The sequence below is a fragment of the Pseudomonas sp. G5001 genome (assembly GCF_013385475.1).
In the GTDB taxonomy this organism is placed as follows: Bacteria; Pseudomonadota; Gammaproteobacteria; order Pseudomonadales; family Pseudomonadaceae; genus Aquipseudomonas.
Map to the genome: position 1 here is coordinate 247,331 of NZ_JACAPZ010000011.1, position 12,330 is coordinate 259,660.

Below are 12,330 nucleotides of genomic sequence, written 5' to 3' on the forward strand. Positions count from 1 at the left end.
TGTAGGGTTCGATAACCAGGCAGAGCCTCGCGATCCATTCAATTGATTTTATAGCGACGACGCAATCCACGCAGGCCAAAACTGACCCAGGGCCACAACAGCGCGCTGACCAGCGCGGGCAACACCAGCGCCAGGGTCGGTTGGCGGTTGCCGGTCAAGGCGCTGAGCCACAGCTGTACCAACTGCGCCAGGCCGAAGATCACCAGGATCACCAGGCACTGTTGCCACATCGGGAACATCCGCAGGCGCTGCTGCAATGACAGCACCAGGAAGGTAATCAGGGTCAGGATCAACGCGTTCTGCCCGAGCAGGGTGCCGTAGAGCACATCCTCCATCAGCCCCAGGCACATGGCCGTGACCATCCCGACCTTGTGCGGCAGCGCCAGGGCCCAGAACGCCAGCAGCAAGGCGAGCCACAGCGGGCGCAGGATCTCCATGAATTGCGGCAGCGGCGAAACGCTGAGCAGCAAGCCGATGGCAAAGGTCAGCCAGACGATCCAGCCGTTACGCGAATGAGTACCGGCCATTATTCTTCCCTCTGCCGAGTGGTTGCCGGGGCCGCGGCCGGTGGTTTGGCGGCGGCGGGCGGTTTGGCAGCGGCAGGTGTTGCAGCCGCAGGCTTGGCCGGACGCGCGCTATGGGCCACAGGCTTGACCGGTGTCGCAACCGGCGCGGCTGGCGTTGCCGGAGCGGCTGCCGGGGCAGCAGGTGCCGCCGGTTTTGGCACGGTGGCCGGAATGATTGGCGCGGTGCCGTTTTGCTTGTCTTCCGCTTCCTGGGCCTGGGCGGCTTCGTTGGCACGCTCTTCCGGGGTGCGGTTGTCACTGAACACCAGCAACAGGTAACGGCTGCGGTTCAATGCGGCGGTCGGCACGGCACGCACAATGGCGAACGGCTGGCCGGAATCGTGGATCACTTCCTTGACCGTCGCGACCGGGTAGCCTGCCGGGAACCGCTGACCCAGGCCGGAGCTGACCAGCAGGTCGCCTTCCTTGATGTCGGCGGTGTCTGCGACGTGACGCAACTCCAGGCGTTCCGGGTTACCGGTACCGCTGGCAATCGCCCGCAGGCCGTTGCGGTTGACTTGCACCGGGATGCTGTGGGTGGTGTCGGTCAGCAACAGGACGCGAGAGGTATAAGGCATCAACTCCACCACCTGGCCCATCAAGCCACGGGCATCGAGCACCGGTTGGCCAAGGACTACGCCGTCGCGCTCACCCTTGTTGATGATGATGCGATGGGTGAAGGGGTTCGGATCCATACCGATCAACTCGGCCACTTCGACCTTCTCATTGACCAGCGCAGAGGAATTGAGCAACTCGCGCAGCCGAACGTTCTGCTCGGTGAGGGCCGCCAGCTTTTGCATGCGCCCCTGCAGCAGCAGGTTTTCAGTCTTGAGTTTTTCGTTCTCCGCCACCAGTTCGGTGCGGCTGCCAAATTGACTGGCGACACCCTGATAGAGACGCTGCGGCAGGTCAGTGATCCAGTACGTCTGCATCAGGACCAGCGACATCTGGCTACGCACTGGCTTGAGCAGTGTGAAGCGGGCATCGACCACCATCAGCGCAACCGATAGCACGACCAGCACCAACAGGCGCACGCCCAATGAGGGGCCTTTGGAAAAAAGCGGTTTAATAAGCCGCTCCTCCCAGGCAAATGTTTTCTTTATTCATACGGCATCAAACCGGCCTGGATGCAGATTGAAGAAGATAAACGCCAACAGGCAGCACTGCAAAGTGCTGCCTGTGAGCGAAACATGGGCAAACCAGCAAATTCTTATTCGCTGGAGAGCAGGTCCATGGTGTGTTTATCCATCATTTCCAGTGCACGGCCACCGCCACGGGCGACGCAGGTCAACGGGTCTTCAGCGACGATCACTGGCAAACCGGTTTCCTGGGCCAGCAACTTGTCGAGGTCGCGCAGCAAGGCGCCACCACCGGTCAGTACCAGGCCACGCTCGGCGATATCGGAAGCCAGTTCCGGAGGCGATTGTTCCAGGGCGCTCTTCACCGCCTGAACGATGGTGGCCAGGGACTCTTGCAGAGCTTCCAGCACTTCATTGGAGTTCAGGGTGAAGGCACGTGGAACGCCTTCGGCCAGGTTGCGACCGCGAACATCGACTTCGCGAACTTCGCCGCCCGGGTAAGCGGTACCGATTTCCTGCTTGATGCGCTCGGCGGTGGATTCGCCGATCAGGCTGCCGTAGTTGCGACGCACGTAGGTGATGATCGCTTCGTCGAAGCGGTCGCCGCCAACCCGTACGGATTCGGCATACACCACACCATTGAGGGAGATCAGGGCGATTTCAGTGGTACCACCACCGATATCCACCACCATCGAACCGCGCGCTTCTTCAACCGGCAGGCCGGCACCGATCGCAGCGGCCATTGGCTCTTCAATCAGGAACACTTCACGGGCACCGGCACCAAGGGCCGACTCACGGATGGCACGACGTTCCACCTGGGTGGACTTGCACGGAACGCAGATCAGCACACGAGGGCTGGGCTGCAGGAAACTGTTTTCGTGAACCTTGTTGATGAAGTACTGCAGCATCTTTTCGCAGACACTGAAGTCAGCAATCACGCCATCCTTCATCGGACGAATGGCAGCAATGTTGCCCGGTGTTCGGCCCAACATGCGCTTGGCCTCGGTGCCAACGGCAACGACACTTTTCTGATTACCATGGGTCCGAATGGCCACAACCGATGGCTCATTCAGGACGATACCGCGCTCGCGCACGTAAATAAGGGTGTTGGCAGTGCCCAGGTCGATGGAAAGATCGCTGGAAAACATGCCACGCAGTTTCTTGAACATGGGAAAGGGACCCTAGGCAACGCGTGGGTAAAAAAGTGCGGCAAACTCTAACAACGACAGGGATTTTGGGCAAGGCGCCAATGTGCTAAATTGGCCGACTTTCTGTGCACCAACCCCCACAATCGCGGCCATATGACCGTAGAAATGCGGTAGTGTTCCTACAATCTAACACACGGATAGCTTCCGTTCTGTTTTCCACTGGAGAATCCCATGGCGCTTGAACGCTCCGACGTGGAAAAAATCGCTCATTTGGCCTGCCTGGGCCTCAATGAAGCCGATCTTCCACAGACCACCGCAGCCCTGAACAGCATTCTCGGGCTGGTCGACCAAATGCAAGCCGTGAATACCGACGGCATCGAGCCCCTGGCTCACCCGCTGGAAGCCAGCCAGCGCCTGCGCGCCGACGTCGTGACCGAGCGCAATAATCGCGAGGCTTACCAGTCCATCGCGCCAGCGGTCGAAAACGGCCTGTACCTGGTTCCGAAAGTCATCGACTAAAGGGAAAGAGCCTGCAATGCATCAATTGACTCTGGCCGAGATCGCCCGCGGTCTCGCCGACAAAAAGTTTTCTTCCGAAGAGCTGACCACGACCCTGCTGGCGCGTATCGCCGAGCTGGACCCTAAGGTCAACAGCTTCATCAGCATCACCGAAGAGCTGGCCCTGAGCCAGGCCAAGGCCGCCGACACACGTCGCGCCAACGGTGAGAACGGCGCCCTGTTGGGTGCGCCGATTGCCCACAAGGACCTGTTCTGCACCCAGGGCATTCGCACCAGCTGCGGCTCGAAGATGCTCGACAATTTCAAGGCGCCCTACGACGCCACTGTGGTCGCCAAGCTGGCCGCTGCCGGGGCCGTGACCCTGGGCAAGACCAACATGGACGAATTCGCCATGGGCTCGGCCAACGAGTCGAGCCACTACGGCGCGGTGAAAAACCCGTGGAACCTTGAGCACGTGCCCGGCGGTTCGTCCGGTGGTTCGGCGGCCGCGGTTGCCGCTCGTCTGTTACCTGCCGCCACGGCCACCGACACTGGCGGCTCGATCCGCCAACCGGCCGCTTTCACCAACCTCACCGGCCTGAAACCGACCTACGGTCGCGTTTCCCGCTGGGGCATGATTGCCTACGCCTCCAGTCTCGACCAGGGCGGCCCCCTGGCACGCACCGCTGAAGACTGCGCAATTTTGTTACAAGGCATGGCAGGCTTCGATCCGCAGGACTCCACCAGCATTGATGAACCCGTGCCGGACTACAGCGCCAGCCTGAATACCTCGATCAAAGGCCTGCGCATCGGCGTGCCGAAAGAGTATTTCAGCGCCGGCCTCGACCCGCGCATCGCCGAACTGGTGCACAACAGCGTCAAGGAGCTGGAAAAGCTCGGCGCCGTGATCAAGGAAATCAGCCTGCCGAACAACCAGCACGCGATTCCGGCCTACTACGTGATCGCGCCGGCAGAAGCGTCCTCCAACCTATCGCGGTTCGACGGCGTGCGCTTCGGCTACCGCTGCGAAAACCCGAAAGACCTCACCGACCTGTACAAGCGCTCCCGTGGCGAAGGTTTCGGCGCGGAAGTACAACGCCGGATCATGGTCGGTGCCTACGCCCTGTCGGCCGGCTACTACGACGCGTACTACCTCAAGGCGCAAAAGATCCGTCGCCTGATCAAGAACGACTTCATGGCTGCCTTTAATGAAGTCGACGTGATCCTCGGCCCAACCACGCCGAACCCGGCCTGGAAGATCGGCGCCAAGACCGGCGACCCGATCGCCGAGTACCTGGAAGACCTGTACACCATCACCGCCAACCTCGCCGGTCTGCCGGGCTTGTCCATGCCTGCAGGTTTCGTCGATGGCTTGCCGGTGGGCGTGCAACTGCTCGCCCCGTATTTCCAGGAAGGCCGCCTGCTCAATGTGGCGCACCAGTACCAGTTGAACACTGACTGGCACACTCGCACCCCTACCGGCTTCTGAGGAGAACACTATGCAATGGGAAGTCGTGATCGGGCTGGAGATTCATACCCAGCTCGCCACCCAATCGAAGATTTTCTCCGGTAGCGCCACCACGTTCGGCGCAGAACCCAACACCCAGGCCAGCCTGGTAGACCTGGGCATGCCCGGCGTGCTGCCGGTGCTGAACCAGGAAGCGGTGCGCATGGCGGTGATGTTCGGCCTCGCCATCGATGCCGAGATCGGCCAGCACAACGTGTTCGCCCGCAAGAACTACTTCTACCCGGACCTGCCCAAGGGCTACCAGATCAGCCAGATGGAATTGCCGATCGTCGGCAAGGGCTACCTGGACATCCCGCTGGAAGACGGCACCATCAAACGTGTCGGCGTGACCCGTGCGCACCTGGAAGAAGATGCCGGCAAGAGCCTGCATGAAGAATTCAACGGCGCCACCGGCATCGACCTGAACCGCGCCGGCACCCCGTTGCTGGAGATCGTTTCCGAGCCGGACATGCGCAGCGCCAAGGAAGCCGTGGCCTACGTCAAGACGATCCACGCGCTGGTGCGTTACCTCGGGATCTGCGACGGCAACATGGCCGAAGGCTCCCTGCGTTGCGACTGCAACGTGTCGGTGCGGCCAAAGGGCCAGGCCGAGTACGGCACCCGCTGCGAGATCAAGAACGTCAACTCGTTCCGTTTCATCGAGAAGGCGATCAACACCGAAGTACGTCGCCAGATCGAGCTGATCGAAGACGGCGGCAAGGTGATCCAGCAGACCCGCCTGTACGACCCGAACAAAGACGAAACCCGCGCCATGCGCAGCAAGGAGGAAGCCAACGACTACCGTTACTTCCCCGATCCGGACCTGTTGCCGGTGGTCATCGAGGACTCGTTCCTGGCTGACGTGCGCGCCACGCTGCCGGAACTGCCACCGCAGAAACGCGAGCGTTTCCAGGCGCAGTTCGGGCTTTCGGTGTATGACGCAAGCGTGCTGGCGTCGAGCCGCGAGCAAGCCAACTACTTCGAAAAAGTCGTGAGCATTGCCGGCGACGCCAAACTGGCGGCCAACTGGGTGATGGTTGAGCTGGGCAGCCTGTTGAACAAACAGGGCCTGGAAATCGACGAAGCACCGGTGTCGGCAGAACAGTTGGGCGGCATGTTGCTGCGGATCAAGGACAACACCATCTCCGGCAAAATCGCCAAGACCGTGTTTGAAGCCATGGCCGCCGGCGAAGGCAACGCTGACGAGATCATCGAAAAGCGCGGCCTGAAGCAAGTCACCGACAGCGGCGCGATTTCGGCCGTGCTCGACGAGATGCTGGCAGCCAATGCCGAGCAGGTTGAACAATACCGTGCGGCGGATGAAGCCAAGCGGGGCAAGATGTTCGGCTTCTTTGTCGGCCAGGCGATGAAAGCCTCCAAAGGCAAGGCCAACCCGCAACAGGTCAACGAACTGCTGAAAAGCAAACTCGAAGGCTAAACGCGGTGAAATGGTCGGAGCAGGACCTCACGTCCAACTCTGACCCCTTGTGGGAGCGGGCTTGTGTGGGAGCGGGCTTGCTCGCGAAAGCGGTGGATCAGTCAGCCTATTCGTTGCCTGACACACTGCATTCGCGAGCAAGCCCGCTCCCACCCAAGCCCGCTCCCACATCTGTAAGGGGGAAACCTTGAAAATGAAGCGTCTACTCGGCCTGTTGGCCCTGTTCTCTCTGCTCGCCGGCTGCGCCAGCGGCCTCATCGACCCCAACGGCTATGACGAAACCGGCTCCGCGTCCTACTACGGCGCCAAACACCACGGCAACCGCACTGCCAGCGGTGAACCGTTCAACCAGAATGCCCTGACCGCCGCCCATCGTCGCCTGCCCTTCGGCACGCAGGTGAAGGTCACCAATCTCGACAACAACAAAAGCGTCGTTGTCCGCATCAATGATCGCGGCCCGCATACCCGTGGGCGCCTGATCGACCTTTCACGCAAGGCCGCCGAACAGATCGGTATGATCGGCAGCGGCACCGCGCGCGTTCGCGTGCAAGCCCTCAGCAACTGACCGACGGAGCCCAGGCCATTTCCGCATTAACCGCCCTCTCGCCCTTTAGCCTGATCGAACTGATCAGCGGCCTGCTGCTGTTGATCTTCGGCGCAGAAGTATTAGTGCGCGCCGCCGTGCGCCTGGCGGCCAGCCTCAAGGTGCGCCCGCTGATCATCGGCCTGAGCATCGTCGCCTTCGGCAGCAGCGCGCCGCAGATGGCGATCAGCTTGCAAGCGACCCTGGCGGACAACACCGACATCGCCGTGGGCAGTGTGATCGGCAGCAGCATCTTCAACACCCTCGTGACCCTTGGCCTGGCAGCCCTGATCATTCCGCTGCGGGTCTCCCGGCAACTGGTACGCCTGGATATCCCGATGATGATCATCGCCAGCCTGCTGGTGTTTGTGCTAGCCGCCAATGAAGAACTCACGCCGATCGATGGCCTGTTACTGCTGGTGGCCCTGGTGGCCTACCTCGGCGTGCTGCTCTACCAGACCCGCCACTCCCGCCGCCCGCGCACCCGGGACACTGTGGTGCAGGCGCCGTGGCTGAGCAGCGTGCTGCTGATGCTCGGTGGACTGTTGATCCTCGTACTGGCCGGGCACCTGCTGCTGGGCGCGGCGGTGGACGTGGCCTCTGACCTGGGCCTGTCGGAACGCATCATCGGCCTGACGCTGATTGGCGTCGGCACTTCCCTGCCCTGCCTGGCCACCTCGCTGATCGCCGCCCTGCGCGGCCAGCGGGAAATTGCCGTGGGCAACGTGATCGGCAGCAACCTGTTCAACCTGCTTGGGGTGCTGGGCTTTACCGCCCTCGTGGCGCCCTCGCCGTTGTCGGTGTCGCCCAATGCCCTGGATTTCGACCTGCCGGTAATGCTCGGCGTGGTCGCCCTGTGCCTGCCGGTGTTTTATTCGGGCTACCGCGTCACCCGGGCCGAAGGCCTGGTGTTCCTGGGCCTGTACCTGGTGTACGGGCTGCACGTGGTGTCGTTCACCTTCGGCATGCCGCTGGCCAACAAGCTTGAACAACTGATGCTGTATTACGTCCTGCCAGCGCTGGTGGCTTTCCTGTTGTTCACCTCGCTGCAAGCCTGGCGCCGCCAACACAAGAGGGAATCGCAATGACCGAACAGAAAAAGCCCGGCGTTGAAATGCGCCGCCAGGTGATGGGTGATGTGTTTGTCGATCGGGCGCTGGGCAATGCCACGGAGTTCAGCCAGCCGCTGCAGGATTTCGTCAACGAGCATGCCTGGGGCAGCGTGTGGAATCGCGAAGGGTTGCCGCTGAAAACCCGCAGCCTGATCACCCTCGCCGCGTTGACCGCCCTCAAGTGCCCGCAGGAACTCAAGGGCCACGTGCGCGGCGCGCTGAACAACGGTTGCACCGTGGAGGAGATTCGCGAGGCGCTGCTGCATTGTGCGGTGTATGCCGGTGTGCCGGCGGCGATTGACGCCTTCCGCGCCGCGCAGGAAGTGATCGACAGCTACCAGAAAGACGCCTAGATCCAGCCACCCGCCTGCAACACGAAAATCCCGATATTCGTGGTCACCGCCGCCATCAGGGTGGTGATCACGATAATCGCGGCCGCCAGTTCATGATTGCCCTCCGCCGCCCGCGCCATGACAAAACTGGCCGCCGCCGTGGGCGCGCCGAAGTACAGGAACAGAATCCCCAGCTCCGGCCCACGGAACCCCAGCAGCCACGCCCCCAGGGTCGCGATCACCGGCAGCCAGACCATCTTCATCAGGCTGGCGCTCAGGGCCATGTCGCCGCTTTTGCGCAGCGCCGCCAACGACAACGTGCCACCGATACAGATCAACGCCAATGGCAACGTCATGTCCGCCAGGTACTGCCCGGAGGATTCCAGCCAGCCAGGCAAGCCAATCTGGAAGTACGCGAAGGGCGCCGCTGCGATCACGCTGATGATCAACGGGTTGGCCAGCACACTTTTGAAAATGCTCCACGGGTCGGACTTGATCACCGGGCTGTACACCGCCAGCACAATGGTCGACAGGGTGTTGTAGAACAGGATCACCAGCGCCGCGAGCACCGCGCCAAGGGAAATCCCGTAGTCGCCGTACATACTGGCGGCCAGGGCCAGGCCGATCACACCGTTGTTACCGCGAAACGCGCCTTGGGCATAGATGCCGCGATCTTCCCGCGGGCACCGAAAGATCGCCCAGCCCCAGGCCAGAGCGAAGCTTACCAGCGTGGCGACGGCGAAGTAGATCAGCAGGCCGGGCTTGAGGGCTGAATGCAGGTCGGCATGGAGAATCCCGAGGAACAGCAACGCCGGCATGGTGACGTTGAACACCAGGGCCGAAGCGATGTGGATAAAGTTGTCGTTGATCCAGTTGATGCGCTTGAGCAGGACGCCCAGGAACAGCATGGCAAACACCGGCGCGGTGATGTTCAGGGTTTGTAGGAAGATAGCCAGCATGCCGGGGAGAACCTTGGGTGGGCGTCGGTAGGTGGCTAATGATAAGCCAGCATGGCCAGCTTCGTCTGGACTACCGCTTTCGCGAGCAAGCCCGCTCCCACATTTGACCGAGTTCTACCTTTGGAATGCAGTCAAATGTGGGAGCGGGCTTGCTCGCGAAGCAGGCGACTCGGTCTTAAGTAATCGGTGCCGGATTGAACAACGTAATGTCGTTATGCAGCTTGTGCTGCTCCGCCCATGTCTGCTTCTTGCCGCTGGCCACGTCCAGATAGAAGTGGAACAACTCCCAACCCAACTCCTCGATCGTTGCCCGGCCGGTGGCGATCCGCCCGGCGTCGATGTCAATCAGGTCAGGCCAACGCTGCGCCAGCTCCGTCCGGGTCGAGACCTTCACCACCGGCGCCATCGCCAGCCCATAGGGCGTGCCACGCCCGGTGGTGAACACATGCAAATTCATCCCCGCCGCCAACTGCAACGTGCCGCACACAAAATCACTCGCCGGCGTGGCGCAAAAGATCAGGCCCTTGCGATTGAACCGCTCACCGGGGCCAAGCACGCCGTTGATCGCACTGCTGCCCGACTTGACGATGGAACCCAACGACTTCTCGACAATATTCGACAACCCACCCTTCTTGTTCCCGGGCGTAGTGTTGGCGCTGCGATCCGCCTCGCCCTTGGCCAGGTAGCGGTCGTACCAGTCCATTTCCCGCACCAGTTCCCGGGCCACGTCCTGGTTCTCGGCACGGGAAGTCAGCAGGTAGATCGCATCGCGCACTTCGGTCACTTCGGAAAACATCACCGTCGCGCCCGCCCGCAACAGCAAATCCGAGGCATAACCCAGCGCCGGGTTGGCGGTAATCCCCGAGAACGCATCACTGCCGCCACACTGCATGCCGAGGATCAACTCCGACGCCGGTACGGTTTCCCGCCGGCGCAGGTCGAGTTTCTTCAGGCGGGTTTCGGCCAGTTCCATGATCTGTTCGATCATTTCGGTAAAGCCGTGGCTGGAGTCCTGCAACCGATACAGCCATGGCTCACTCAGGTCTACCGAGCTGTCGTTTTCATGCATCACCTGCCCGGCTTGCAACTTCTCGCAACCCAGGCTGATCACCAGGGCTTCACCGCCCAGGTTCGGATTGCGCGCCAGGTTACGCACGGTGCGGATCGGGATGTAGGCGTCGGTGGCCGTGATCGCCACGCCGCAGCCGTAGCTGTGGGTCAGCGCCACCACGTCATCGACGTTCGGGTACTTGGGCAGCAACTCGTCCTTGATGCGCTTCACCGCATGGTCCAGCACGCCCGTGACGCACTGCACCGTGGTGGTAATCCCGAGGATATTGCGTGTGCCCACGGTGCCGTCGGCATTGCGATAACCCTCGAAGGTAAAACCTTCCAGGGGCGCTTGGGCCTCGGGCACTTCGGTGGACAGCGGCAAGCTGTCCAGCGGCGGCGCCGTGGGCATGCGCAGTTGATCTTCCTGCACCCAACTGCCTCGCGGAATCGGGCGCAGGGCATAACCGATGGTCTGGCCGTAGCGAATGATGCGGCCGCCTTCGGGGATGTCTTCCAGCGTCACCTTGTGGCTTTGGGGAATGAAATCCACCGTCACCAGGCCGTCGGGAAACTCGGTCCCCGCCGGTACGCCCTGGTCGTTGACCACAATCACCACGTTATCCAGCGCGTGCAAACGGATGGAGCGTGGCGAATCGGCATGTTCAATCAACTGCATGACGCGGGCCCCTTCAGGAATGCGCTTGGGAAAGTTTAGTCAGCTCGGGGCCGTTGGCCGGCGGCTCTTTAAGCACCACACGTTTGATCGGACCGACGATCACCAGGTAGCTGAACACCGCCAGCAACGCGTTGGCACCGACGAACACCAGCGCCCACTTGAAGGAGCCTGTGGTGCTGATGATGTAGCCGATCACGATCGGGGTGCTGATGGACGCCAGGTTGCCGAACATGTTGAACAAACCGCCACTCAAGCCAGCGATTTGTTTCGGCGAGGTGTCGGACACCACCGCCCAGCCCAGTGCGCCAACGCCTTTACCGAAGAAGGCCAGGGCCATGAAGCCCACCACCATCCATTCGATGTCCACGTAGTTGCACGCGACAATGCTGCTGGAAATCAGCAAGCCACCAATGATCGGCGCCTTGCGGGCGAAGGTCAGCGAATGGCCCTTGCGCAGCAGGTAGTCGGAAATCACCCCGCCCAACACGCCGCCGATAAAGCCGCAGATCGCCGGCAAGGACGCGATGAAGCCAGCCTTGAGAATCGTCATGCCGCGTTCTTGAACCAGGTACACCGGGAACCACGTCAGGAAGAAATAGGTGATGCCATTGATGCAGTACTGGCCCAGGTACACGCCGAGCATCATGCGGTTGGTCAGCAACTGACGGATGTAATCCCACTTCGGGCCGTCGGTTTTCTTGCCTCTGCCCTTGTCCTGGTCCATGTCGACCATGGCCCCGTTGGCAGCGATGTGCTGGAACTCGGCCTCGTTGATCATCGGGTGCTGGCGCGGGCTGTGGATAACTTTCAGCCAGATCAGCGAGAATACGATACCGATGCCGCCCATCACCACGAACACGTGCTGCCAGCCGAAGGTGTAGACGATCCAACCCATCAGCGGTGCGAACAACACAGTCGCGAAGTACTGCGCCGAGTTGAAGATCGCCGAGGCGGTGCCGCGTTCAGCCGTAGGAAACCATGCCGCCACGATGCGCGCATTTCCGGGGAAGGATGGCGCTTCAGCCAGGCCCACCAGGAAGCGCAACATGAACAGCGCAACGATGGCCGTGGAAACACCGAACTCACCGACATAGCCTTGCAGCACGGTGAACAGTGACCAGGTGAAGATACTCAGGGCGTAGACTTTTTTCGAACCGAATCGGTCCAGCAGCCAGCCGCCGGGAATTTGCCCGGCCACGTAGGCCCAACCGAATGCGGAGAAGATATAGCCAAGGGTGACCGCGTCGATGCCGAGGTCTTTTTGCAGGCTGGAGCCGGCAATGGCGATGGTGGCCCGGTCGGCGTAGTTGATCGTGGTCACCAGGAACAGCATGAGCAGGATCAAATAGCGGACATGGGTCGGCTTGGTCGCTTGCATG

General features: G+C 61.5%; 12 protein-coding genes. 6 read left to right on the top strand and 6 right to left on the bottom strand.

From position 1 onward, the window contains the following. Positions 1-38: 38 nt before the first annotated feature. From mreD to mreB, 3 genes are all read right to left on the bottom strand, one after another. Positions 39-527: a rod shape-determining protein MreD gene (gene mreD, locus HX805_RS11250; RefSeq protein WP_003216081.1), complete on the bottom strand. Its 489-nt coding sequence runs from the start codon at positions 525-527 to the stop codon at positions 39-41. Then, positions 527-1,636 carry a rod shape-determining protein MreC gene (gene mreC, locus HX805_RS11255; RefSeq protein ID WP_080673268.1) on the bottom strand — a complete coding sequence of 370 codons (1,110 nt, stop codon included), beginning with the start codon at positions 1,634-1,636 and terminating at the stop codon, positions 527-529. The genes mreD and mreC overlap by 1 nt, the downstream gene beginning before the upstream one ends. Positions 1,637-1,776: 140 nt before the next feature. Then, positions 1,777-2,814 (bottom strand): rod shape-determining protein MreB, encoded by a 1,038-nt coding sequence (gene mreB / locus HX805_RS11260; RefSeq protein ID WP_002555108.1) that lies wholly within the window; start codon positions 2,812-2,814, stop codon positions 1,777-1,779. Positions 2,815-3,024: 210 nt separating this feature from the next. Between mreB and gatC the strand changes: the two genes are divergently transcribed. The 6 genes from gatC (at position 3,025) to HX805_RS11290 (ending at position 8,284) form a co-directional block, all read left to right on the top strand. Beyond that, entirely contained in the window at positions 3,025-3,312 is a 288-nt protein-coding gene (gene gatC, locus HX805_RS11265; protein WP_003216077.1) for an Asp-tRNA(Asn)/Glu-tRNA(Gln) amidotransferase subunit GatC, read from the top strand. Positions 3,313-3,328: 16 nt separating this feature from the next. Beyond that, the gene (gene gatA, locus HX805_RS11270) at positions 3,329-4,780 is read left to right on the top strand and encodes an Asp-tRNA(Asn)/Glu-tRNA(Gln) amidotransferase subunit GatA (RefSeq protein WP_008437245.1); all 1,452 of its coding nucleotides are present in this window, start codon (positions 3,329-3,331) and stop codon (positions 4,778-4,780) included. A 10-nt stretch (positions 4,781-4,790) separates the two neighbouring features. Beyond that, positions 4,791-6,236 carry an Asp-tRNA(Asn)/Glu-tRNA(Gln) amidotransferase subunit GatB gene (gene gatB / locus HX805_RS11275; RefSeq protein ID WP_003216073.1) on the top strand — a complete coding sequence of 482 codons (1,446 nt, stop codon included), beginning with the start codon at positions 4,791-4,793 and terminating at the stop codon, positions 6,234-6,236. Positions 6,237-6,429: 193 nt separating this feature from the next. Then, entirely contained in the window at positions 6,430-6,801 is a 372-nt protein-coding gene (locus tag HX805_RS11280) for a septal ring lytic transglycosylase RlpA family protein (protein ID WP_003216071.1), read from the top strand. Between the two features lie 59 nt (positions 6,802-6,860). Beyond that, positions 6,861-7,907: a calcium/sodium antiporter gene (locus tag HX805_RS11285; RefSeq protein ID WP_032899620.1), complete on the top strand. Its 1,047-nt coding sequence runs from the start codon at positions 6,861-6,863 to the stop codon at positions 7,905-7,907. Continuing rightward, entirely contained in the window at positions 7,904-8,284 is a 381-nt protein-coding gene (locus tag HX805_RS11290) for a carboxymuconolactone decarboxylase family protein (protein ID WP_003216068.1), read from the top strand. Before HX805_RS11285 ends, HX805_RS11290 begins: the two co-directional genes overlap by 4 nt. Here HX805_RS11290 and HX805_RS11295 read toward each other — a convergent pair. From HX805_RS11295 to HX805_RS11305, 3 genes are all read right to left on the bottom strand, one after another. Then, the gene (locus HX805_RS11295; protein WP_102604562.1) at positions 8,281-9,222 is read right to left on the bottom strand and encodes an AEC family transporter; all 942 of its coding nucleotides are present in this window, start codon (positions 9,220-9,222) and stop codon (positions 8,281-8,283) included. The genes HX805_RS11290 and HX805_RS11295 overlap by 4 nt on opposite strands. A gap of 175 nt (positions 9,223-9,397) precedes the next feature. Beyond that, positions 9,398-10,951: a galactarate dehydratase gene (gene garD, locus HX805_RS11300; protein WP_088422717.1), complete on the bottom strand. Its 1,554-nt coding sequence runs from the start codon at positions 10,949-10,951 to the stop codon at positions 9,398-9,400. A gap of 13 nt (positions 10,952-10,964) precedes the next feature. Next, positions 10,965-12,329: an MFS transporter gene (locus HX805_RS11305; protein ID WP_102369911.1), complete on the bottom strand. Its 1,365-nt coding sequence runs from the start codon at positions 12,327-12,329 to the stop codon at positions 10,965-10,967. Position 12,330: the final 1 nt, after the last annotated feature.

What these genes read in the sequence shown, in the direction of transcription:
- HX805_RS11295 (WP_102604562.1), bottom strand. Translation starts at nt 9,222, where the DNA reads ATGCTGGCTATCTTCCTACAAACCCTGAACATCACCGCGCCGGTGTTT.
- gatA (WP_008437245.1), top strand. Translation starts at nt 3,329, where the DNA reads ATGCATCAATTGACTCTGGCCGAGATCGCCCGCGGTCTCGCCGACAAA.
- gatC (WP_003216077.1), top strand. Translation starts at nt 3,025, where the DNA reads ATGGCGCTTGAACGCTCCGACGTGGAAAAAATCGCTCATTTGGCCTGC.
- gatB (WP_003216073.1), top strand. Translation starts at nt 4,791, where the DNA reads ATGCAATGGGAAGTCGTGATCGGGCTGGAGATTCATACCCAGCTCGCC.
- mreD (WP_003216081.1), bottom strand. Translation starts at nt 527, where the DNA reads ATGGCCGGTACTCATTCGCGTAACGGCTGGATCGTCTGGCTGACCTTT.
- HX805_RS11280 (WP_003216071.1), top strand. Translation starts at nt 6,430, where the DNA reads ATGAAGCGTCTACTCGGCCTGTTGGCCCTGTTCTCTCTGCTCGCCGGC.
- HX805_RS11290 (WP_003216068.1), top strand. Translation starts at nt 7,904, where the DNA reads ATGACCGAACAGAAAAAGCCCGGCGTTGAAATGCGCCGCCAGGTGATG.
- garD (WP_088422717.1), bottom strand. Translation starts at nt 10,951, where the DNA reads ATGCAGTTGATTGAACATGCCGATTCGCCACGCTCCATCCGTTTGCAC.
- mreB (WP_002555108.1), bottom strand. Translation starts at nt 2,814, where the DNA reads ATGTTCAAGAAACTGCGTGGCATGTTTTCCAGCGATCTTTCCATCGAC.
- HX805_RS11305 (WP_102369911.1), bottom strand. Translation starts at nt 12,329, where the DNA reads ATGCAAGCGACCAAGCCGACCCATGTCCGCTATTTGATCCTGCTCATG.